The 22774-nt window shown below is 40.6% G+C and carries 18 protein-coding genes; 11 read left to right on the top strand and 7 right to left on the bottom strand.

What is annotated here, in order from left to right; genetic code table 11:
* Positions 1-72 precede the first annotated feature (72 nt).
* From E3D81_RS00090 to E3D81_RS00080, 3 genes are read right to left on the bottom strand one after another with little or no spacing between them, the layout of a single operon-like run.
* Complete coding sequence (locus tag E3D81_RS00090; RefSeq protein WP_134775994.1) at positions 73-1170, bottom strand: Nif3-like dinuclear metal center hexameric protein; 1098 nt, start codon at positions 1168-1170, stop codon at positions 73-75.
* A gap of 1 nt (position 1171) precedes the next feature.
* Complete coding sequence (locus tag E3D81_RS00085; RefSeq protein WP_134775993.1) at positions 1172-1657, bottom strand: hypothetical protein; 486 nt, start codon at positions 1655-1657, stop codon at positions 1172-1174.
* A 47-nt stretch (positions 1658-1704) separates the two neighbouring features.
* A complete protein-coding gene (locus E3D81_RS00080; protein ID WP_134775992.1) occupies positions 1705-2418 on the bottom strand; it encodes an SAM-dependent methyltransferase in 714 nt (237 codons plus the stop codon).
* A 292-nt stretch (positions 2419-2710) separates the two neighbouring features.
* On the opposite strand from E3D81_RS00080, the gene apaG reads away from it, so the two are divergent.
* The 4 genes from apaG to E3D81_RS00060 all read left to right on the top strand — a co-directional run bounded on the left by apaG (position 2711) and on the right by E3D81_RS00060 (position 8716).
* A complete protein-coding gene (gene apaG / locus E3D81_RS00075; protein ID WP_099367185.1) occupies positions 2711-3097 on the top strand; it encodes a Co2+/Mg2+ efflux protein ApaG in 387 nt (128 codons plus the stop codon).
* Between the two features lie 103 nt (positions 3098-3200).
* Positions 3201-5048, top strand: a complete 1848-nt coding sequence (locus E3D81_RS00070; RefSeq protein ID WP_134775991.1) for an ABC-F family ATP-binding cassette domain-containing protein — start codon at positions 3201-3203, stop codon at positions 5046-5048.
* 54 nt (positions 5049-5102) lie between these two features.
* Entirely contained in the window at positions 5103-6962 is a 1860-nt protein-coding gene (mnmG, locus tag E3D81_RS00065; protein WP_134775990.1) for a tRNA uridine-5-carboxymethylaminomethyl(34) synthesis enzyme MnmG, read from the top strand.
* 200 nt (positions 6963-7162) lie between these two features.
* Complete coding sequence (locus E3D81_RS00060; protein WP_245153248.1) at positions 7163-8716, top strand: Ig-like domain-containing domain; 1554 nt, start codon at positions 7163-7165, stop codon at positions 8714-8716.
* Positions 8717-8743: 27 nt separating this feature from the next.
* Here E3D81_RS00060 and E3D81_RS00055 read toward each other — a convergent pair whose 3' ends face one another.
* Both E3D81_RS00055 and nadB read right to left on the bottom strand, forming a co-directional pair.
* The gene (locus E3D81_RS00055) at positions 8744-9262 is read right to left on the bottom strand and encodes a gamma carbonic anhydrase family protein (protein ID WP_099367189.1); all 519 of its coding nucleotides are present in this window, start codon (positions 9260-9262) and stop codon (positions 8744-8746) included.
* Positions 9263-9271: 9 nt separating this feature from the next.
* Positions 9272-10861 carry an L-aspartate oxidase gene (gene nadB, locus E3D81_RS00050; RefSeq protein ID WP_099367190.1) on the bottom strand — a complete coding sequence of 530 codons (1590 nt, stop codon included), beginning with the start codon at positions 10859-10861 and terminating at the stop codon, positions 9272-9274.
* A 495-nt stretch (positions 10862-11356) separates the two neighbouring features.
* On the opposite strand from nadB, the gene nadA reads away from it, so the two are divergent.
* Together nadA and thiL are read left to right on the top strand one after the other, a co-directional pair.
* On the top strand, positions 11357-12355 hold the full coding sequence (nadA, locus tag E3D81_RS00045) for a quinolinate synthase NadA (RefSeq protein WP_134775988.1): 999 nt from the start codon (positions 11357-11359) through the stop codon (positions 12353-12355).
* Between the two features lie 2 nt (positions 12356-12357).
* Positions 12358-13395 carry a thiamine-phosphate kinase gene (gene thiL, locus E3D81_RS00040; RefSeq protein WP_134775987.1) on the top strand — a complete coding sequence of 346 codons (1038 nt, stop codon included), beginning with the start codon at positions 12358-12360 and terminating at the stop codon, positions 13393-13395.
* A 321-nt stretch (positions 13396-13716) separates the two neighbouring features.
* On the opposite strand, the gene E3D81_RS00035 is transcribed toward thiL, so the two are convergent.
* The gene (locus E3D81_RS00035; protein WP_134775986.1) at positions 13717-15324 is read right to left on the bottom strand and encodes an acyl-CoA carboxylase subunit beta; all 1608 of its coding nucleotides are present in this window, start codon (positions 15322-15324) and stop codon (positions 13717-13719) included.
* Positions 15325-15458: 134 nt separating this feature from the next.
* Between E3D81_RS00035 and E3D81_RS00030 the strand changes: the two genes are divergently transcribed.
* From E3D81_RS00030 to E3D81_RS00020, 3 genes are read left to right on the top strand one after another with little or no spacing between them, the layout of a single operon-like run.
* Complete coding sequence (locus E3D81_RS00030) at positions 15459-16607, top strand: acyl-CoA dehydrogenase family protein (protein ID WP_099367194.1); 1149 nt, start codon at positions 15459-15461, stop codon at positions 16605-16607.
* The gene (locus E3D81_RS00025; protein WP_134775985.1) at positions 16600-17451 is read left to right on the top strand and encodes a hydroxymethylglutaryl-CoA lyase; all 852 of its coding nucleotides are present in this window, start codon (positions 16600-16602) and stop codon (positions 17449-17451) included. Before E3D81_RS00030 ends, E3D81_RS00025 begins: the two co-directional genes overlap by 8 nt.
* A complete protein-coding gene (locus E3D81_RS00020) occupies positions 17441-18187 on the top strand; it encodes an enoyl-CoA hydratase/isomerase family protein (protein ID WP_134775984.1) in 747 nt (248 codons plus the stop codon). The genes E3D81_RS00025 and E3D81_RS00020 overlap by 11 nt, the downstream gene beginning before the upstream one ends.
* Here the strand turns inward: E3D81_RS00020 and E3D81_RS00015 are convergent.
* Positions 18184-18933 carry a segregation and condensation protein A gene (locus E3D81_RS00015; protein WP_134775983.1) on the bottom strand — a complete coding sequence of 250 codons (750 nt, stop codon included), beginning with the start codon at positions 18931-18933 and terminating at the stop codon, positions 18184-18186. The two genes, E3D81_RS00020 and E3D81_RS00015, sit on opposite strands and share 4 nt — an antisense overlap.
* Before the next feature lie 111 nt (positions 18934-19044).
* On the opposite strand from E3D81_RS00015, the gene dxs reads away from it, so the two are divergent.
* Together dxs and dnaA are read left to right on the top strand one after the other, a co-directional pair.
* Positions 19045-20973, top strand: a complete 1929-nt coding sequence (dxs, locus tag E3D81_RS00010; protein ID WP_134775982.1) for a 1-deoxy-D-xylulose-5-phosphate synthase — start codon at positions 19045-19047, stop codon at positions 20971-20973.
* A gap of 354 nt (positions 20974-21327) precedes the next feature.
* On the top strand, positions 21328-22755 hold the full coding sequence (gene dnaA, locus E3D81_RS00005) for a chromosomal replication initiator protein DnaA (RefSeq protein WP_099367199.1): 1428 nt from the start codon (positions 21328-21330) through the stop codon (positions 22753-22755).
* Positions 22756-22774: the final 19 nt, after the last annotated feature.

The following is a 22774-nucleotide window of genomic DNA, read 5'->3' as shown; positions in this document are numbered from 1 at the left end:
AATAAATCCGAACATTAAAAAAGCCCCTTAAATATGTTTTAAGAGGCTCAAATATACTAAAAAGTACCGTTATTATATGTAGTATTTTATAGGATTTGTATCTATTTCTGTCAATAGGACAGCAAAGTTAGCAAATTTTTTCGTAATTACTTCCAACAATAATTCTTGAGTAAATTGTTCACTTTCAAAATGTCCGATATCAGCGATGACGATTTCTTCTTCGGCATCAAAAAACTCATGGTATTTATAGTCTGCGGTGATGAAAATATCTGCACCAGATCGCTTTGCATCGTTCAACAGGAACCCTCCGGCACCACCACAGAGCGCCACTCTTTTTATCGGTTTACCGGATAAACTGGTATGGCGGATGACCTGTAATTGAAACTGTTCTTTCAAAAAGGCTAGGAATTCCTCCTCACGCATGGGCGTTTTTAGGTTTCCGATCGCTCCGGATCCTACCGATGAAAGGCTGTTATCCAGGCTGATGATATGATAGGCCACTTCCTCATAGGGATGTGCGGCCAACATGGAAACCAAGATCTTTCTTTCGCGCTGTACGGGAAAGATCACTTCTATTTTGGTCTCCTCTACCCTTTCCTGGCTACCCACAGCGCCAATCGCTGGATTGGCTCCTTCCAATGGCCTAAACGTTCCATATCCTACTGTATTGTAGCTGCATTCGTCGTAATCGCCGATGGCTCCGGCACCAGCTTCGAATAGCGCATTTCGCACTTCCTCCACATGCGTGCGGGGCACATAGACCACCAATTTCTTTAACAATCCTGCCTTAGGCCGTAAAATGGCCTGGTTTTCCAGTCCTAATTTGTCGGCCATCTTGCTGCTTACCCCTCCGGCAATATTGTCCAGGTTGGTATGGATGGCATATAGCGCAATATCATGCTTTATCGCCTTTATAATCGTTCTTTCGACATAGTTTTTACCATTAAATCGCTTCATCCCTGAGAACACAATGGGATGATGGGAAATGATGATATCGCATCCTTTTTCTATGGCATCTTCTACCACGGCTTCGGTACAATCCAAGGAGATCAGCGCCTTGTGGACCTCCTTATTTGGGTCGCCCACGATCAAACCGGAGTTATCATAGCTCTCCTGGTAATTGGATGGCGCCAATTCTTCCAAAAACTGGGTTATATCTTTGATTTTCATGTTAGTTGTTGGTTTGATTATCCTTCCATTTATTATGTTCGATGATCAACTCCCTGAATTGATTGACTTTATACCAATAACTGATGAAATAGATCAGCATGACAAAGAAAATCACAAAAGTCACAAAGACCGGAATTGGAAAAAATAGTCCGAACGGTGTGAGATAGATCAGAAATGACCAGGCATAGGCTAATCCTGCTTTGAGTGCCGGATTTTCTTCCACTTCTATTTTACGATCAAAAAATTCATTGTTGAGGGAATAGGAAAGCTTCCTTGCTACTTCAAAATTCCAATATACATTGATGAATGGAATCACAAGGATCCAAGCCTGATTGGGCTTTATGAACTGATTTTCCGGTGCTATTAAGGCTAATGTTTTGCGTATGGTATTGGCATATAGTGCCCATACAATTAGGGTGAAAATAAAAACGAATATACTGAGTCTATATAACTCATCTATCAACTCAGGAGATAGGGTTTCTGGCATTTAATGTTCTGTTATATTGATCCGCACTAAAATATTAAAATTACGATTTACCCAGCAAATAATAGAAAAATACAGGGTTTCTTATGGAGATCTATTTTCGTATCCTTCCATTGACTGATGGATTGGGTGAAAATATATTCATCCCCTGCTGTAATATTACAGGCAATACAAAGTTTTGTTTGCGGTTTACAGCTCTTTAAAAGTTCTGCTAACAATTGATTATTCCGGAAAGGCGTTTCGATAAAAATCTGTGTGGATTTCTCTCGCTGACTTATCTGTTCGATATCTTTTATTTTTTTAGACCTCGCTGATTTATCAATGGGCAGATAACCCAGAAAACTAAAGTGTTGTCCGTTGAAGCCTGAAGCCATCAAGCTCATCAGAATGGAATTCGGTCCCACCATGGGAATTACCCGGATGCCTCTTTTGTGGGCTTCGGCCACCACATCCGAACCCGGATCCGCTATGGCCGGGCAACCGGCTTCCGACATCAAGCCGATATCTTCGCCAGCAACCGCATTCTTGAATATTTCATGGTAATTGATCTTCTCCCGCTGATGCTTGCCATAATCATGGATGATCAGTTCCTGCTGCGGACGTTTCAAACCCGCTTCTTTCAGGAATTTTCGAGCTGTTTTTTCGTTCTCTACCACATATTCCTTGATATGGTTGATTATATCCGCATGTAATAAGGTATAAGATGCTTTCTCAGCTTCCTGAGCCAAGGGTACAGGGATTAAATACAAAGAGCCTTTTGCCATGTTACAAACCTAATCAATTTTAGAGAAATTCAGGTTGACTTCTTGCGGCAAGTAGGGTGCAAGTGACATGTAAGTGAGTTGTAAGTGCCTTTTAGCACTTACAACTCACTTACACCTCACTTAAATCTCACTTCCAGCCCGTCTACAATCTGAAAAAAGTTTGAAGAAAAAATGGGTTTTAAACATTAAATTTCAAGGGATTATGTAATTTATTTGTCTAAAAAACGTAATTTAACTAGTACAATGGTTGAAGATAGTTGTGCATCTAGGGTAAATTAATATATTTGAAGCAATGACGACACAAACTACATCTGGCGTGAAAATTTCCGTTGAGTCTACTTATCAATCCGAGTATTCCAATCCTGATAACGAGCATTTTATGTTTGCCTATCGTATCACGATTGAAAATAACAGTGAATACACGGTGCAATTATTAAGAAGACATTGGAACATCTTTGATTCTACCGGCGATATCAAACAGGTGGACGGCGATGGTGTGGTTGGCGAGCAACCCATTTTAGCTCCGGGTGAAAGCCATCAATATGTGTCGGGCTGCAACCTCAAAAGTGACCTTGGTTTTATGGAAGGATATTATGAAATGATCCGGGAGATCGACAATTCCATTTTCCATGTTCACATCCCTCGTTTCAACCTGATTGCCTCCTACAGGCTGAATTAATGGGACACTTTTATCAGTATAAGTACACATTTCATATTTAAGGGTTAAGGAGTAACAAATATTTAATAATTTTGTGCTTGGAATTTTACGTCAAAACATCTAGGTGAGTATTTTAAGCACAGAACAAGTTAGCCATTCATTTAATGATCGCTGGTTATTTCAAGATTTACATTTTGCTTTACAGAAAGGCGACCGTGTAGCATTGGTCGGTATCAATGGTACCGGAAAATCTACCTTATTGAAGATATTGGCCGAACTAGTCGTCCCTACAAAAGGTAGGGTTGTTAAAGAGCGCGGACTCCGAATTGGTTATCTACCACAAGAACCCGATTTCTCCTACCTGAATACCATCAATGATTTCATATTCAGCTTGGATAATGAGCAGCAACAATTAATCAAAGAATACGAACAATTAGTTGAAAATCAAGATTTTAACTCAAAACATTTCATGGATATCACCGAAAGGTTGACCAACTTGAACGCTTGGGAATATGAAAACAACATCAAGACCATCCTTAATAGGTTCCAGATCAAAAACTTCAATCAGCAGATCGCATCCTTGAGTGGAGGCCAAAAGAAACGCTTGGCTTTGGCGAAGCTCTTGATTGATGAACCGGATATCTATGTATTGGATGAGCCGACCAACCACTTGGACATTGAGACCATTGAATGGTTGGAAAAACTATTGACCACCGGACAGAAGACGGTATTGTTGGTTTCCCACGACCGTTATTTTCTCGATAATATCTGTACAGAAATTAGGGAGTTGGATAAAGGGCAGGTCTATTCCTATAAAGGAAATTACGCCTACTTCTTGGAGAAGAAAGCCGAGCGTGAAGCAACAGAAATTGCGGCGGCGGATAAGGCCAGAAACCTATGGAGGAAGGAGCTCGATTGGATGCGCCGTCAGCCACAGGCAAGGGGTACTAAAGCGAAGGCGAGAATTGAATCTTTCTACGACTTAGAGGAGCGATCCAAGGGTCCGAGGAAGAAAGATAATGTGGAGCTTTCGGTTAAAGTTTCCCGCCAGGGAAATAAAATCTTGGAATTAGATAAGGTTGGATTTGCTGTAGCCGGTAAAGACATCATTAAGGATTTTTCCTACATATTCAAGAAGGGAGACCGAATTGGTCTAGCCGGAAAGAACGGAAGTGGTAAGTCTACTTTTTTGAATTTGATTACAGGCATCCTCCTTCCTACTTCAGGTAAAATTGATGTGGGCGAGACGACCAAATATGGTTACTATAAACAGGAAGGTTTGAGCTTCTCGACGGATGAGCGCGTGTTGGACATTGTCAAGAATGTGGCCGATTTCATCGAGATGAAAAGTGGAGAAGTGATCACGGCTTCCCAATTATTGACTAAATTTTTATTTCCACCGGAGAAGCAATTTGGTTTGGTAAGCAAACTGAGTGGTGGAGAAAAAAAGAGGTTGCAATTGATGCGGGTGTTGATGGCCAATCCGAACTTCCTGATACTCGATGAGCCATCCAATGATCTGGATATTGATACCTTGAATATCCTGGAAGAATTTTTAGAGGAGTACCATGGGGTATTGATCTTAGTTTCCCACGACCGTTACTTGATAGACAAACTGACGGAACAATTGTTCGTCTTCAAAGGAGATGCCGAGGTAGTGATCTATAATGGTAACTATGCCGACTTCAAATTGGAGCAGGAAGCCGTAGAGAAAAAGGTAGAGAAGAAGGTTGAAAAAGTTCAACCGGTTCAAGAGAAAAAGAAGAAGCTAAGCTTCAAGGAACAGCATGAGTTCGAGTCCTTGGAAAAGGAAATCGAAACCTTGGAGAACCAGGTGAGTGTGTTGACCGAAAAACTTTCGAGCACAACGAACCATGTGGAGCTTCAGGAAATAGCGGAAGAGATAGAAAAGAGCAAGACCAGTCTTGACAGCAAAACAGAACGCTGGATGGAGTTGGCAGAATTTATATAATACGTTTCACGTGAAACTCCTTTATCAGTTCCACGTGAAACTTGAGAATAATCTATGTTTAAAAAATATAATGTAATTGTAGTTGGGGCCGGCCATGCCGGATGTGAGGCAGCAGCAGCAGCGGCTAACCTGGGTTCCTCTGTTTTGCTCATCACCATGAACATGGGGGTGATCGCACAGATGAGCTGTAACCCGGCTATCGGTGGTGTGGCAAAAGGTCAAATCGTAAGAGAGATTGATGCTATGGGTGGATATACTGGTATCATTGCTGATAAATCTACTATACAATTCCGCATGTTGAACCTTTCCAAAGGTCCAGCCATGTGGAGCCCAAGAACACAGAATGACCGTATGCGCTTTGCTGAAGAATGGCGTTGGCAATTAGAGTCCATTCCTAATTTGGATATGTGGCAGGATACGGTAAAAGAAGTCATCGTAGAAAACGGAAAAGCTGCAGGAGTGATTACGTCAATGGGTATCCGTATAGAAAGTGATGCTGTAGTGCTTACTAATGGAACGTTCCTTAATGGGGTAATCCATGTGGGCGAAAAGAAATTTGGTGGCGGTAGAACTGGGGAAAAAGCGGCGACAGGATTGACCGAACAGTTGGTGTCTTTAGGTTTTGAATCCGGTAGAATGAAGACTGGTACTCCTCCCCGTGTAGATGGAAGAAGTCTGAATTATGAACGGATGGAAGAGCAATGGGGTGATGAAAATCGCGGACGTTTTTCCTATACCAATGTAGAGGTTCCAACCGAACAACGCTGTTGTTGGATTACCTATACGAACGATAAAGTACATGAGGTTTTGAAAACAGGATTTGAAAAATCTCCTATGTTCACCGGAAGAATCAAAGGTTTGGGACCACGTTATTGTCCATCGATCGAAGATAAAATCAACCGTTTTGCGGAGCGCGAAAGGCATCAGATTTTTGTTGAACCCGAAGGATTCCGTACGGTGGAAATTTATGTTAATGGATTCTCTACTTCCCTTCCGGAGGACGTACAATTAAAAGCGTTGCAATTAATCCCAGGATTTGAGCAGGCGAAAATGTACAGACCGGGATACGCCATTGAATACGATTTTTTCCCACCGATGCAATTGGATCTAACCTTGGAAACGCTAAAGGTAAAACACCTTTTCTTTGCAGGACAGATCAATGGCACCACGGGATATGAAGAAGCAGGAGCACAGGGTTTCTTGGCAGGGATCAATGCGCATCAACGCATCAACGATCTGCATGAATTAATATTGAAAAGATCGGAATCTTATATCGGCGTATTGGTGGATGACCTGGTAACAAAAGGTACAGACGAGCCTTATCGGATGTTCACTTCCAGAGCAGAACACCGCCTATTATTGAGACAGGATAATGCGGATATTCGCCTTACCCCTATCGCCCATAAATTAGGATTGGTATCCGATGAAAGATTACAGATCGTAAATGATAAAGTAAAAAACTCGGATGATATCGTGGAGTTCCTAAAAACAAATTCAGTTTCCATCGACAACATGAACCAAGTGTTGGCCGAAAAAGGAAGCAGTTCTATCAGTCAAAAAACAAGATTGTTCAATATCCTAAGTAGACCACAAGTCGAGATGAATGACATCATCAGAGCGGATAAAACCTTAGCAAACTACTTATCGCAATTTGATAAGGAAACTATTGAACAAGCAGAGATCAAAGTGAAATACGATAGTTACTTTGAGAAGGAAATGGAAATTGTGAACAAGATGAAGAAAATGGAGGACAAAGAAATCAATCCAGAATTTGATTATAATTCCTTAACTTCATTATCGATCGAAGCAAGACAAAAACTATTAAAAGTAAAACCTAGAACATTAGGCCAAGCTTCCCGGATTTCGGGTGTTTCTCCTGCGGATATCAGTGTTTTAATGGTACATATGAGTTAAAATACTGAATATCAGTTATTTAATTAAATAAAGAAACGAAGTAAAATAAAGCGATTTAAGACATTATTTTAAAATTTATGACTCAGGATTCAAAAAAAGATAAAAACCCGTCAGATCAATTAAAAAGCACCTTATTTCAAAGAATAGCTTTTTTATGCTTTATTTTTATGCTGAGTTTGAGTTTTATGCAGTGTGCGAACATGCAAAGACCAACTGGAGGACCCAAGGATTCCATTCCACCAAAAATTCTGAATGAGTCGCCGGCAAACCTTTCCCGAAATTTTAAGGATAAGGAAATCGTCATCACTTTTGATGAATATATCAAATTGGCCAATTGGCAGCGCGAGTTCAACCTCTCCCCCGATGCCAGTACTTCTATCCAACCAAAAGTCAAGAAGAAGAATCTGATCATTACCCTACCAGATTCATTAGATGCCAACACCACGTATACCATCAATTTTGGAAAAGGCTTGGTCGATTACAACGAGAGCAATCCATTGATGAACTATACCTATGTTTTCTCTACAGGTGACAAATTGGATTCCTTAACCATAGAAGGATCGGTGATGAATGGCTATACCAAAGAATTCGATCTGAGCAAGGACAAAGAAGTCATAGCTATTTTGATTCCGACGAGCAAAGATTCTATTTTCGGTAAGAAAAAAGCCTCCTATTACACCAGTGTGGATTCATCTGGAAATTTTAAGTTCAATAACCTGCGAGAAGATACCTACCGGGTATACGCTATCAAAGACATCAACAACGATAAAATCTTCAATGGGGATGATTGGATAGGGTTCCAGAATGATAGCATTGTATTACAGGAGAATGTATCAGGCATCAAACTAGAATATACCCAATCCCATCCGACCATCTTCAGAAACCTGGAAAAAAAGATGGATACTGATGGTTCCATGTTATTCACATTCAATAGAAGCATCAATAATCCAACGGTGCGGATCTTGGAACCCGCTAACCTGGATGCGGATAAGATCATCCGATTAAGTCCCGAAAATGATACCCTGAGGATATATACCTCTTCTATTGATTACGATTCTGTGCGGGTTGAATTATCCGAAAATAACCAGGTATTGGATACCCTGAAGTTTAGAAAGGCAAGAAATATCAAGGTTGATCAGCATATACAACCAATCCTGAACATCAGTACCAAAGTAGATCGGGTAAAGCATATCCAATTGAGTGCTAAAACACCAATTGCATCCGTTGATAAGAACAAGATCCTCCTAACAGAGGACTCGGTATCACGTAGAAATTTTCAATTGCAACAGGATTCTATTGATAAAGAACTTTATCATATCCGTTTCAATTGGCGGCCAAATAAGAATTATGAATTAGTTCTACAGGAGAAAGCCATCTTAGGACCTTTCGATGAATTCAACAAAGAAAGTAAGACAAGTTTCACGTTGAACGAAGCCGATAATTACGGGGATATCAACTTGACGTTCAATGGATTGGATACAGGCAAAAGTTATATTATCGAACTTATTGACGAGAAAAAGGATAAGATCTTTGATAAGAAAATATTACCGGCCGATCACAAACTTTCCTACATTAAATTTCCTGGAGGTAAATACAGTCTGCGGATAATCGAGGACAGCAATGCAAATGGAAAATGGGATCCAGCGGATGTTTATGCGCGAAAACAAGCGGAAAGAATATGGTACCTGGATAGGACGTTTACCATCAGGGCAAACTGGGAACAGAACGAAACCATTGAAGTAAACTTTCCTTAGCCTAAATCAATGGTTCCGATTCAAAATTTAGTTTTCTTCCTGGAACCAAGAAGAATATAGCACATAATTATGTGGTAATTTTTTTAAGAGATTAAGCTGCTCCTCCGTGAGCGGCTTTATTTTTTTGGCAGGAACACCAGCATACAGGAATCCCGATTCACAGATACTGTTCTCCAATACCACAGCTCCGGCTGCAATGATCACATTGCTCTGAATATGGGCTTTATCCATGACTATAGCCCCCATCCCGATAAGTACATAATCATCTATAATACAGCCATGTACAATGGCATTATGCCCGATGTTCACATAATTTCCAATATCGGTACCATTCTTCAGATAGGTTCCGTGGATGGTCACATTATCCTGTATATTGGAATACTTGCCAATACGTATATAATTCACATCCCCTCTGATCACGGCATTGAACCAGATTGAGCAATGTTCCGCAATTTCCACATCACCGACAATGGTACAATTGGGCGCTACAAAGCAGTTTTCAGCAATAATAGGTTGTTTGTCCTTAACAGGAAGTATAGTTGCCATAGATTGGGTTTAAAGGATCGTATCTTCTAATATATTAGCATGTTGCGGATAATCTGTGGTGTAATGCAATCCCCTACTCTCTTTTCGCTGTGTAGCTGATTTAACCACGAGATAAGCCACCTGAATGACATTCCGAAGCTCACATAGCTTAACCGACAATTTGGTGTTCTTATAGAAGGATTCCGTTTCTTCATGGAGTAATCCCAATCTACGCATCGCACGTTCTAACCTAAAATCAGAACGAACAATTCCCACATAATCGCTCATCAACTTTTGTGTTTCACGAAGGTTGTGGGTCACCAAAATATCCTCATTACTCAATTGGGTATTGGAATCATCCCAAGAAGGAATGTCTTCCTGATAGTCGATAGATCCAACAATTTTACTTGCATCTTCAAAAATCCGGTGTGCATATACAGCTGCTTCTAATAAAGAGTTGGATGCCAATCGATTGGCTCCATGTAAGCCTGTTGAAGAACATTCTCCACATGCATATAAACTTTTTATACTGGTAGCTCCGTATTCATCCACCATAATACCACCACATAAATAATGCGCAGCAGGTGATACCGGAATAAAATCCTTGGTCATATCCAAACCAACGGACAGGCATTTTTCGTAGATATTAGGAAAATGGGAAAGAATATCGGCTTTGGATCGATGGGTAATATCTAAATACACATAATCCAATCCGGATTTCTTCATCTCCGCATCAATAGCACGGGCCACAATATCCCTCGGCGCCAGCGATCCGCGTTCATCGTATTCTTCCATAAAGGATTCCCCATTCGCACGTCTCAAAATACCACCGAAACCACGCACAGCTTCAGAAATCAAAAATGCGGGATATTCCCTTGGATTATATAAAGCCGTTGGATGGAACTGTATAAATTCCATATTACGAACTTTACCTTTTGCACGATAGACCATGGCAATACCATCACCTGTGGCAATGGTAGGGTTCGTTGTACTGGAATACACATGTCCAGCTCCACCAGTTGCCATCAAGGTAACCTTTGAAAGGATCTTTTCCACCACCTTGCTTTTTGTATTTAACGCGTAGATACCATAGCAATTGATGTTTTCTGAACGTTTATCCACATGTATACCCAAATGGTGTTGAGTAATTAGATCAACGGCGAAATAATGTGTTAATATCTCAATATTAGGATTCGCATGGATTTGATCCAATAGCGCCCTTTCGATCTCATAGCCTGTAATGTCCTTATAATGAAGGATCCTATGCATGGAATGACCACCTTCACGGGCCAGATCATATTCGCCGGAATCTTCCTTATCGAAAGAAGTACCATAAGCAATCAGCTCATTTATACGAGCAGGCCCTTCTTTCACCACGTTTTCCACAACCTGGGTATCACATAGACCATCTCCTGCGATCAGGGTATCTTCAATATGTTTTTCAAAGCTATCGGTTTCATCCGTTACGACGGCAACCCCACCCTGAGCATATTTTGTATTCGACTCATCCTCATTGGCTTTCGTTACGATAAGCACTTTTCCTAGCTTAGCAGCTTTGAGCGCAAAACTCAAGCCTGCAATTCCTGATCCTACGACTAAAAAATCAACTTTTCTATCCACAACCTATGTTTACTGTTATATCCTTTATTAATACCTAATAAACCAACAAATTAACAAAATATGTGGAAAACCTGTAAATAACTCGTGGAATAAAATTGAAAACTTCTCAAAAATCAACATCGCTATCAATTTCCACACAATTATTACCAAAATATTAAGAGCAAATGAATGTAATATTAACAATTCCCCACAAACAAACATTTCACAAAAAAATATGGAAAAAATAAAGGGTCAAAAATGAGCGGACTGAAAATCAAGAGATAAGGCTTTTAGACCTGTGGATAACTTGTGAATAAATAGAGAATATCCATTAAATAAAATTAAAAATCCTAAAATTATCCCCATTATCCACATGCTAATAAACAACAAGATTCTTCTTTTAAAAAAAGAGTTATTAATTATTGAAAAAAAGGAATGTGGATTTCGTTTCATTTTCTTTGTTTACTTTTGTGTAATCGATCAATGAAATCACATTTGTCAATTAATCGAAACCAAATGAATAAAACTTTTGAATACGACTTGGAGGCGAAGGGCTATATTGATGTGGCGATAGACCCGACCATCGATCTGGTTGCAGAAATCAATAAGCTGAAGAAAGAGAAGAATGCCGTTATCCTAGCCCATTATTATCAGGAATCTGAGATTCAGGATCTTGCTGATTATATTGGCGACAGTTTGGGCTTATCGCAACAGGCTGCAAAGACGGATGCGGAGGTGATTGTATTTGCCGGTGTTCATTTCATGGCAGAAACAGCGAAGATACTTTCTCCAAGTAAGAAAGTATTGTTACCTGATCTAAAGGCAGGATGCTCTTTATCAGATAGTTGTCCACCACATTTATTTGCAAAATTCAAAGAGAAATATCCGGATCACTTGGTGATCACCTATGTGAACTGTACGGCTGAACTGAAGGCTTTATCCGATATCGTTTGTACTTCCAGTAATGCGGTGCAGATTGTGGAAAGTTTACCGGAGGATCAGAAGATCATCTTTGGTCCTGACCGTAATCTAGGGGATTATGTGAAGAAGAAAACGGGTAGGGATCTAGTGCTTTGGAACGGTGCGTGTATGGTGCACGAGATCTTCTCGCAGGAAAGGATCGATGCCTTGCGCGCAGAATATCCAGATGCGAAGTTTATTGCACATCCAGAATGTGAGGAACACATCCTTGCACAGGCGGATTACATCGGTTCTACCTCAGGGATGTTGAAATTTACGATCGAGGATGCGGCAGATACCTTTATCGTCGCTACAGAATCAGGAATCCTACATCAGATGCAGAAGGCCTCTCCTTCTAAGACGTTCATTCCAGCGCCACCAAACAACATGTGTGCTTGTAATGATTGTCCGCATATGAAATTGAATACCCTGGAAAAATTATACAATTGCTTGTATTACGAGCAGCCAGAGATCATTCTTCCAGAGGATATCATCAAACGGGCTCAGCGACCTATTGAAAGGATGTTGGATATTTCTGCAAAATTGGGATTATAACTATGTTCGATAATATTGAAAAAACAAATCTGAATGAAATGGGTGAATTTGGTCTGATCGAGCATCTGACCAAGAATATTCAGCTCACCCAAAAAAGTACCATCAAGGGTGTAGGAGATGATGCCGCTGTATTGGATTTTTCCAATCAGAAGGTTTTGGTTTCTACGGATCTCTTGCTGGAGAATGTTCATTTTGATTTACGGTATGTCCCGCTTAAACATTTGGGATATAAGGCGATACAGGTTAACCTGAGTGATATTTATGCCATGAATGGTATGGCTTCACAGGTTACTTTTTCCATTGGATTATCCTCTAAGTTTCCTTTGGAAGCGGTGGAGGAAATTTATGAAGGTGCTTTGATCGCTTGCCAGAATTATAATGTGGATTTGATTGGTGGGGATACGTCTACTTCAGCGCAGGGATTGGTGATTTCGGTGACCAGTATGGGCTATGCAGAGGAAGCTAAGATTGCTTATCGTTCTGGAGCGAAAGAAGGAGATTTGGTATGTGTTTCTGGGGATCTTGGTGGAGCGTATGTTGGCCTGCAGTTATTGGAAAGAGAAAAGCAGATTTTCTTGGAAAATCCTGGTATACAGCCTGATCTGGAAGGAAAAGATTATATTATTGAAAGGCAGCTGAAGCCGGATGCCAGAAAGGATATTGTGCAGTTGTTGGCGGATCTGGAGATCCAGCCGCATGCGATGATCGATGTTTCGGATGGCTTGGCATCGGAAATCTTGCATATCTGTAAGGCTTCGAATGTTGGTTGTAAACTGTATGAGGAGAAGATTCCTATTGATCCGATGACCTATGAAACGGCAAGGGAATTTGGATTGGATCCTACGGTTTGTGCATTAAGTGGTGGTGAAGATTATGAGTTGTTGTTTACCATTTCTCAATCGGATTATGATAAGGTAAAAGGACAGCTGGATATTTCCGTGATTGGACATATTACGGAGGCATCAGCAGGATGCCAGATGATTTCTAAATCAGGGAATGTGCATGATATTACAGCTCAAGGCTGGAATGCTTTCAGTTAAAGATTATAGATGTTAGATTATAGATTATAGACCTTTCCCTGACTTTGCGATATCCCGTCATTGCGAGGAGGTACGACGAAGCAATCTTCCCGCATGTCATGGTGAGCGTAGTCGAACCATCTGTTGCTGTACAACCGTACAGATCCTTCGACTCCGCTCAGGATGACAAAGACAGCTCAGGATGACAAAGTCCAAAGATTGCTTCGTTCCTCGCAATGACGAAATAGTGGCAACGACGTAATAGTGGTAATGACGGACTAGTGGCAAGGACGAATGGTTCCCAAGGACCAGGTCTATCATCTAATATCTATCATCTAAAAACTACACCTGTATCACCCCAACATTATATTTTCCCATGTCAGCATTATGACTAGCTGCTTCTATCCCCATAGAAATGATTTTCCGCGTCTCTGCGGGATCAATCACCCCATCAACCCATAATCTACTAGCCGCATAATACGGACTCAACTGCGCCTTGTATTTCGCTTCTATATCCGCCAATAACTTATTCTTATCCTCTTCCGAAAGGGTAACATTCTTTGATTTCAAGGCTGCTTCCTGGATCTGCAATAAAGTTTTTCCTGCAGATGCTCCACTCATTACCGCAATCTGCGCCGTTGGCCAAGCATAGATCAACCTTGGATCATAAGCTTTTCCACACATCGCATAATTTCCTGCTCCATAGCTATTCCCTACCATAAACGTAAATTTTGGAACTACCGAATTCGCCATCGCATTCACCATTTTAGCACCATCTTTAATGATACCGCCATGTTCCGATCTCGAACCCACCATAAAACCCGTTATATCCTGAAAGAATACCAAAGGAATCTTCTGCTGATTACAGTTCATGATAAACCGAGCTGCCTTATCCGCAGAATCCGAATAGATAACCCCTCCCATCTGCATTTCCGTTGCATTTCCTGGCTTCTTCGCCTTCACCACTTCCCGTTGATTGGCAACAATACCTACCGCCCAACCATCAACCCGTGCCAATGCACAGATCAACGTCTTTCCATAATCCTTTTTATATTCCTCAATACTTCCCTCATCCACAATAGCCTTCAATATTTCCAACATATTATAAGGCTTTAAGCGGTCTTCGGGTAAATATTGATAGATCTTTTCCACCGGATATTCCGGTGCCAAAGCTTCAGTTCTGGAAAACTTATACCTAGGTTCCTCTCCAAATTTATCCACGATATTCCGAATGGCATCCAAGCAGGATTCATCATCCGGATATTTATTATCTGTAACACCTGATATTTCAGAATGCGTAGATGCCCCACCCAATGTTTCATTATCGATTACCTCACCAATAGAAGATTTCACCAGGTAAGAACCCGCCAAAAACACCGAACCCGTACCTTCCACGATTAAGGCATAATCTGACATGATCGGAAGGTAGGCACCACCGGCAACACATGATCCCATGATTGCAGCAATCTGGGGAATCCCCATCGCTGAAATCTTGGCATTATTCCTGAAAATTCGTCCAAAATGTTCCTTATCTGGAAATATTTCATCCTGCATCGGTAGGTAAACCCCGGCAGAATCCACCAAATAAATGATGGGTAAATGATTTTCCATCGCAATTTCCTGCGCTCGGAGGTTCTTCTTACAGGTCATGGGAAACCATGCTCCAGCTTTTACGGTTGCATCATTAGAAACCACGATACATAATCTTCCTTTTACATAGCCCATCACGACGACAACACCTGCGTTCGGGCAGCCTCCATGTTCCAGGTATTGCCCATCTGCTGCGAAGCTTCCAATCTCTACATATGGGCTCTCATCGTCGATTAAATAGGCAATTCGCTCCCAAGCAGACATTTTTCCCTTTTCCTTTTGTTTTTGGATTTTATCTAATCCTCCACCTAAAACAAGGTCCTCGTGCTTCCTACGAAGTTCATCTAAAAGTTGTTGCATTTCGATTGAAATTATATAAAATATAAAGGTTTATAGCGTTAAATTATTTTAAATATCATAAAATATAATTTGTTTTTTATAATATTTGTAAAAAATAATTAGAACCCAAATATAAACTAAAATAAAATAATATTATGCATTACGTTGATTCTGACGAACAATTGTCAATGGTAAAGGAAAGTGCGCGTAATTTTGCGAACACCTACATTAAACCCCATGTGATGGAATGGGATGAGGCACAGATTTTCCCTAAAGATTTATTCAAAAAGCTTGGTGAGCATGGATTCATGGGTATTATTGTTCCTGAACAATATGGTGGTTCAGGCCTTAGTTACCAGGAGTACATCACGATTTTAGATGAAATATCTAAGGTTTGTGGATCGATCGGATTATCCGTTGCTGCCCATAATTCCCTTTGTACAAACCATATCTTAAGTTTTGCGAACGAAGAGCAGAAAAAGAAATATTTACCGAAGTTGGCTAGCGGAGAATGGCTAGGAGCTTGGGGATTAACAGAACCTGGATCTGGATCTGATGCAGGCGGTATGAATACCGTAGCGGTAGCTGATGGAGATTATTTCGTATTGAATGGCGATAAAACATTTATCACCCACGCTATATCAGGTGATGTGGCTGTGGTGATGGCGAGAACCGGTGAAAAAGGAGATAAAAAAGGAATTTCTGCTTTTATCGTTGAAAAAGGAACACCAGGTTTTTCTGCTGGAGCTAAAATGGATAAATTAGGCATGCGTGCTTCAGAAACCGGTAGTTTGTTCTTCGAAGATTGTCGTATACACAAAGATCAGTTGATCGGTGAGATTGGGGATGGTTTTGTACAGGCCTTGAAATTATTGGATGGAGGTCGTATTTCCATTGCTGCTTTATCCTTGGGTATTGCCCGTGGCGCCTACGAATGCGCGTTGAAATATGCCAATGAAAGAGAACAGTTCCAAACTAAGATTTTTGATTTTCAAGCGGTTGGTTTTAATTTAGCGGATATGGCGACCAAGATCAATGCTTCGGAATTATTGATCCGCCAGGCAGGTTATCTGAAAGATCATGGTAAAAAAGTAACAAAAGAAGGCGCTATGGCGAAACTTTTTGCTTCTGAAGTTGCTGTTGAAGTATCCAATGATGGTGTTCAGATATTGGGGGGATATGGTTTTACCAAGGATTTCCCGGCTGAGAAATATTTTAGGGATGCAAAATTATGTACCATTGGTGAAGGAACAAGTTCCATTCAGCGGATGGTGATTGCAAGAGAAATCAAGAAAGATGCTTAATCAATCCATTAGTTTGGTAGACTGTCCTCGAGATGCCATTCAAGGCATGAAGGTGCAGATTCCTACCTCAAAAAAGATAACATACATCAATAGCTTGTTGGAAAGCAAGCTATTTGATTGTATTGATTTTGGAAGTCTCGTATCTCCGAAAGCAGTACCTCAAATGGCGGATACCCAAGAAGTGTTGGAAGGATTGAACCCTTCTGACACGAAATTGTTGGCCATTATTGCAAACTATAAAGGAGCTGAAAGAGGCGTAGAATTGGGAAGGATAGATTATTTAGGCTATCCCTTTTCTATTTCTGAAACATTCCAAAGGAACAACACGAACAGTACGATAGCGCAGGCTTTTGATACTGTGAGAAGTATACAGGATTTATTGGCTTCCAAAGGGAACCAGGAGTTGGTGGTGTATATATCGATGGCTTTTGGTAATCCTTATCAAGATCATTGGGATACCGACCTGGTATTGGATTGGGTCAATAAGCTGAAGCATGCTGGAGTGAAGAATTTCTCCATTGCGGATACCACTGCTGAAGCCACACCAGAGGTAGTAAAAGATCTTTTCCTGAAGTTGAAACAAGAATTTCAAGAAATTCCATTCAGTGCACACCTACATTCTGCCATAGAAAATGCCTTGTTGAAGGTCAATGCGGCCTTTGATGCGGGATGCAGACGTTTTGAAGGGGCTATTTTGGGATATGGTGGATGTCCTTTTGCCAAGGATGACCTGGTAGGTAATATTCCGACGGAATTATTGATCGATCGTTTCCAGAAAGGTACCTTTGAGCAGGCAGCGAAATTGATGCAGGGATTCCAAGATTTGATAAACAATGAAGTATAATTTTATTTCCACAAAAGTTGAGGGCCATGTCTTTTACCTGACCTTGGATAGAGAGGCCAAACGCAATGCCTTTACGCCTACGATGGTCAATGAGTTGGCTTATGCGCTAGAAGAGGCAAAACAAAATCCGACGGTCAATTTATTGGTATTACAGGCTAAAGGACCTGTTTTCTGTGCTGGAATGGATCTGAAGACCTATCAGGACAGAAGCTTGGATCAATTGAATCCAGCTATTGAAAATAAAAATATATCCTTGGGTGAGGTTTTTGATCAATTCAACAAACCCTCCATTGCCATCTTGGATGGTGATGTGATCGCCGGAGGGTTTCTCTATATTTTGGGCTGTACCTATGTTTTTGCCAAAAAAGAAGTGCAATTCAAACTCCCAGAACTATCGTTTGGCATATTTCCTTTCCAGGTTATGGCCAGTCTATCACGGGTCATGTCCGAAAAAAAGATCATGCAGCTATGTCTTGACCCTAACGCTTTTGGAAGTGAAAAGGCGATGGAATTCGGCATATTGGATGGTATCAAATCCGATGAGGAAATACAGGAATTTATTGCATCATTTGCGCAGAAAAGTACCTTTGCGATGCAGGCTGGAGCCGATGCGCTAAAGGCGATCCGCGATATGGAAAGTGCGAAGCAATACGATTATCTGTTGTCCTGCCTAGAGCAATTGAAAGATCGGGAAGAAGTGAAGCAGCAGATCCAATCAGGAATCAAGAAACCTTAGGAGACGCGTTTTTCTATCCAGAAATTATTATAGCCCAATCCGATCTGAATATCCAATATCTTTTGTTGGAGCATTTCCAGAACCGCTAGGAAATTATAGACAAATTGAACTTTATTTTCAGAATTTGCTTTTAGGGCAGAAAAATCCATGGTATTGTTGATGTCAATGAGCTCAGCAATGGCTTTTTTCTGCTGTTCAATGGTATAAGGATATTTGATGACGGTATGTTTTACCTCTTGGATCTTGTGCGAATAGGTATACATCAGGCGTTCATAGACCAACATCAGTTTGTACAGGTCAAAGGAAGCCAGATCTTCTTCAATGGAACGAATGCCGGTATTGGCCAATTTAAGGTCGAAAGCCGTATTTCCCCGTTCATAAAGTTTCGTGCGATTCTCTTCCATGATTTTTAGCTCCTCACAGACTTCTTTGAACTGTTTATAGAGCAAAAGCTTCTGCACCAATTCCTTTTTAAGATCGATTTCATTCTCATTTTCATCGAGATCCGGTCTTGGAAGGAGCATTTTGGCCTTGATACGCATTAGGGTAGAAGCCACAAAAATAAATTCGGAAGCCAATTCAATGTTCAGGGACTGCATATGCTGGATATATTCCAGGAAATCGTCCGTAATTTTTGATATGGGGATTTCATGGATATCCAGTTCATCGCGTTCGATGAAGAATAACAACAGGTCGAAAGGACCTTCAAATTGTTCCAGTTTGATCTCGTAGTTTGTCGTATCCATGAATTGGCATCAAAATTAAGAAAACAAACAGGATTATAAAATTGTATATATATACCGTATGTTAATGGAATTAATTGTTACTTTGTAACTTATTTCGAAAATTTTCACGTTATGCAGGTAGAAGCAGGACCGCTATTACAGAAAATTCAATACCCTTCTGATCTTAGGCAGTTTAAAGAGTCTGATTTAGAAGAGGTTTGTAAAGAGTTAAGGCAATATATTATAGATATTGTATCCGTAAATGGCGGACATTTTGCGGCGAGTTTAGGTGTTGTGGAGTTGACCGTAGCATTGCATTATGCCCTAAATACGCCCTATGATCAGGTACTTTTTGACGTAGGCCACCAGGCTTATGGTCACAAAATATTAACCGGTAGAAGGGATAATTTTCATACCAACCGTATATTGGGTGGTCTCTCTGGTTTTCCGAAACGTAGCGAGAGTGAATACGATGCTTTTGGTGTTGGCCACTCTTCCACTTCCATTTCTGCTGCTTTAGGAATGGCGGTTGCTTCGGCGTATAAAGGAGAGACAGATCGCCAACATGTGGCCATCATTGGAGATGGTGCATTGACCGGCGGTATGGCCTTCGAAGCATTAAACCATGCCGGAATCGAAAAATCCAACCTGTTGGTTATTCTGAACGACAACTGCATGTCGATCGACCCCAATGTTGGGGCAATGAAGGAATACCTGACCAGTATTACCACTTCTAAGAGCTATAATCGTTTTCGGGACGATCTGGTAGCTGTATTAGCGAAGATCTCTAAGAACGGTCCAAATGCCTATGGTTGGGCGAAAAAGCTCGAGCTGAGCATCAAAGGCACCTTATTGAAGAACTCCAACCTGTTCGAATCATTAAATTTCAGGTATTTCGGTCCAGTTGATGGACATGATGTGAATAAATTGGTCAAAACCATTGAGGATTTGAAACATATCAATGGACCTAAACTTTTACACGTTGTTACGGTGAAAGGAAAGGGCTATGCCTTGGCTGAAAAAGATCAGACCAAGTGGCATGCACCAGGTCTATTCGATAAGATCACCGGTGAGATCAAGAAATCGGTTAGTGATAAGCCACAGCCACCAAAATATCAGGATGTTTTTGGACATACCTTGGTTGAATTGGCGGAGAAAAATGATAAGATCATGGGTATTACCCCAGCAATGCCTTCCGGTTCATCGATGAACATCATGATGAAGGCGATGCCGGAAAGGGCCTTTGATGTCGGTATTGCAGAACAACATGCCGTTACGTTCAGTGCGGGTCTTGCTGCCCAGGGCTTGGTACCTTTCTGTAATATCTATTCCTCCTTTATGCAGAGGGCATTTGATCAGGTGATCCATGATGTGGCCTTACAGAACCTGAATGTAATCTTCTGTTTGGATCGTGCCGGATTGGTAGGCGCTGATGGTCCAACCCATCATGGCGCTTATGACATTGCTTATATGCGTTGTATACCTAATATGGTAGTTTCTTCGCCGATGAATGAAGAAGAACTACGTAATTTAATGTACACTGCACAATTGCCGGATAAAGGACCATTTACCATCCGTTATCCTAGAGGTAATGGGGTGATGCCCGACTGGAAACTTCCTTTCAAAGAAATTGAAGTTGGTAAGGGCCGTAAAATATGCGATGGTGAGGAGATTGCTATCCTGAGTTTCGGAAGTATCGGAAATGAGGCCTGCAAAGCCATAGTAAGATTAAGAGAGGACGGTATACATCCTGCGCATTACGATATGCGTTTTGCCAAACCGTTGGACGAGGAATTATTGCACGAAGTATTCAAGAAATATAAAAAGGTGATTACGGTAGAGGACGGTTGTTTACCGGGCGGTATCGGATCGGCGATTCTGGAGTTCATGGTAGATCATCATTACCAGGCCGAAGTAGTACGTTTGGGTATCCCGGATGGTATTGTGGAGCATGGAGAGCAAGCCGAGCTATGGCAGATTTGTGGTTATGATGCCACAGGTATTGAATTGCAGGTTCGTAAAATGACAAAAGGAATAAAAACAGAAAGTTTGGTCGGATAATTGCTTAAGAATAAGCGGTTATTCAAAGAATTAGAAAATATAGGAAAGGGGTGCCATTGGTACCCCTTTTTTAAGTTAAAAGTTTTCCACAATCTAAATCTACAGCCTTAAATTTTCATCTATAATGTAAAAAATTTCTTATCGGAATTCAATATGTTAATAAAATAATTTTGCTTAACATTTTAAGGGGAAAATTGCTAAAAAATGCTTATAATTCATTGAATAACAGTGATATCTTGTTTTTTTGATTTTTTAATTTTTTAGCTCAAATTTTTTTGTCATATTCGTTGTAGGCAAAAGTTATAAACAAGATTTTTGTCAAATATTGGTTATCAAGTTATTAACAAAAACAGAATGGAAAAAACGTGTACAAGTGTTTGGGAAAATTGTCTTTCAGTCATAAAAGATAACATTCCAACGCAAAGTTTTAAAACATGGTTCGAGCCCGTTAAAGCTGTACGTCTTGAAGGAAACGTTTTAACTATTCAAGTACCAAGTTTGTTTTTCTACGAGTGGTTGGAAGAGCATTATGTTGGTATCCTCAGAAAAACAGTTAAAAAGTTCTTAGGAGAGCAAGGTCGTTTGGAGTATAATATTGTGGTGGAGAAATCTTCTGCCAACACACCTTATACCACGAACATGCCTTCTAATGGAAATGGTGCGGAAGGAAAGAAACAATCTATTCCAATCCCTGTAGCGATCAATAAGGATTTCAAGAATCCATTTGTATTCCCGGGGTTGAAGAAGATGCATGTGGATCCACAATTAAACCAAAACTATACATTTGATAATTTTATTGAAGGTGAGTGTAACCGTTTGGCGCGTTCTGCCGGTTTTGCGGTAGCAAACAAGCCTGGAGGTACTTCTTTCAACCCACTGATGGTCTATGGTGATGTAGGATTGGGAAAAACCCACCTGGCTCAGGCTATTGGTAATGAGATCAAACGTAATTTACCGGACAAATTGGTTATCTATGTATCTTGTGAGAAATTCTGTCAACAATTTGTGGATTCCCTGAAGAACAATACTATCAACGATTTTGTGAACTTCTATCAAGCGATGGATGTGATCATTATGGATGATGTGCACAATTTTGCAGGTAAGGAAAAGACACAGGATATTTTCTTCCATATATTCAATCACCTACACCAAACTGGAAAACAGATCATTTTAACATCAGATAAAGCACCTAAAGATCTATCCGGATTAGAGGAGCGTTTATTGAGCCGTTTTAAATGGGGATTATCCGCCGATATTCAGGTTCCAGATTTGGAGACCAGAATGGCGATCTTGAAAAAGAAAATGTATTCGGATGGTATTGAATTGCCGGAGAATGTGGTGGAATATGTGGCGAATCAGATTGATAATAGTGTAAGGGAATTGGAAGGTGCTATGGTTTCTTTACTGGCGCAATCTACATTGAATAAACGGGAGATTGATTTGAATCTTGCCAAATCAATGTTGAAGAACTTTGTGAAGAATACGCATAAGGAGATTTCTATGGAGTATATCCAGAAGTTGGTTTGTGAATATTTTGAGGTTCCTGTGGAAATGGTGAAATCGAAGGTAAGGAAGAGGGAGATTGTACAGGCAAGACAGATTTCCATGTACCTGGCGAAGAACCATACGAAATCATCCTTGAAGAGTATTGGTAATTTCTTTGGTGGAAGGGATCATTCTACGGTGATTTATGCTTGTCAGACGGTAGAGGATTTGATTGAGACGGATAAGAAATTTAAGACGTATGTTCAGGATATACAGAAGAAGCTGAAAGCTTCTTAGGTAAGAGAATAAAGACTTG

The organism is Sphingobacterium sp. CZ-2 (genome assembly GCF_004526235.1).
Classification (GTDB): domain Bacteria; phylum Bacteroidota; class Bacteroidia; order Sphingobacteriales; family Sphingobacteriaceae; genus Sphingobacterium; species Sphingobacterium tenebrionis.
This window is presented reverse-complemented; position numbering and strand designations above follow the sequence as displayed.

Coding starts and splice junctions, on each gene's coding strand:
- E3D81_RS00090 (WP_134775994.1), bottom strand. CDS start 1,170: ATGAAAATCAAAGATATAACCCAGTTTTTGGAAGAATTGGCGCCATCC.
- E3D81_RS00085 (WP_134775993.1), bottom strand. CDS start 1,657: ATGCCAGAAACCCTATCTCCTGAGTTGATAGATGAGTTATATAGACTC.
- E3D81_RS00080 (WP_134775992.1), bottom strand. CDS start 2,418: ATGGCAAAAGGCTCTTTGTATTTAATCCCTGTACCCTTGGCTCAGGAA.
- apaG (WP_099367185.1), top strand. CDS start 2,711: ATGACGACACAAACTACATCTGGCGTGAAAATTTCCGTTGAGTCTACT.
- mnmG (WP_134775990.1), top strand. CDS start 5,103: ATGTTTAAAAAATATAATGTAATTGTAGTTGGGGCCGGCCATGCCGGA.
- E3D81_RS00060 (WP_245153248.1), top strand. CDS start 7,163: ATGCAAAGACCAACTGGAGGACCCAAGGATTCCATTCCACCAAAAATT.
- E3D81_RS00055 (WP_099367189.1), bottom strand. CDS start 9,262: ATGGCAACTATACTTCCTGTTAAGGACAAACAACCTATTATTGCTGAA.
- nadA (WP_134775988.1), top strand. CDS start 11,357: ATGAATAAAACTTTTGAATACGACTTGGAGGCGAAGGGCTATATTGAT.
- thiL (WP_134775987.1), top strand. CDS start 12,358: ATGTTCGATAATATTGAAAAAACAAATCTGAATGAAATGGGTGAATTT.
- E3D81_RS00035 (WP_134775986.1), bottom strand. CDS start 15,324: ATGCAACAACTTTTAGATGAACTTCGTAGGAAGCACGAGGACCTTGTT.
- E3D81_RS00030 (WP_099367194.1), top strand. CDS start 15,459: ATGCATTACGTTGATTCTGACGAACAATTGTCAATGGTAAAGGAAAGT.
- E3D81_RS00025 (WP_134775985.1), top strand. CDS start 16,600: ATGCTTAATCAATCCATTAGTTTGGTAGACTGTCCTCGAGATGCCATT.
- E3D81_RS00020 (WP_134775984.1), top strand. CDS start 17,441: ATGAAGTATAATTTTATTTCCACAAAAGTTGAGGGCCATGTCTTTTAC.
- E3D81_RS00015 (WP_134775983.1), bottom strand. CDS start 18,933: ATGGATACGACAAACTACGAGATCAAACTGGAACAATTTGAAGGTCCT.
- dxs (WP_134775982.1), top strand. CDS start 19,045: ATGCAGGTAGAAGCAGGACCGCTATTACAGAAAATTCAATACCCTTCT.
- dnaA (WP_099367199.1), top strand. CDS start 21,328: ATGGAAAAAACGTGTACAAGTGTTTGGGAAAATTGTCTTTCAGTCATA.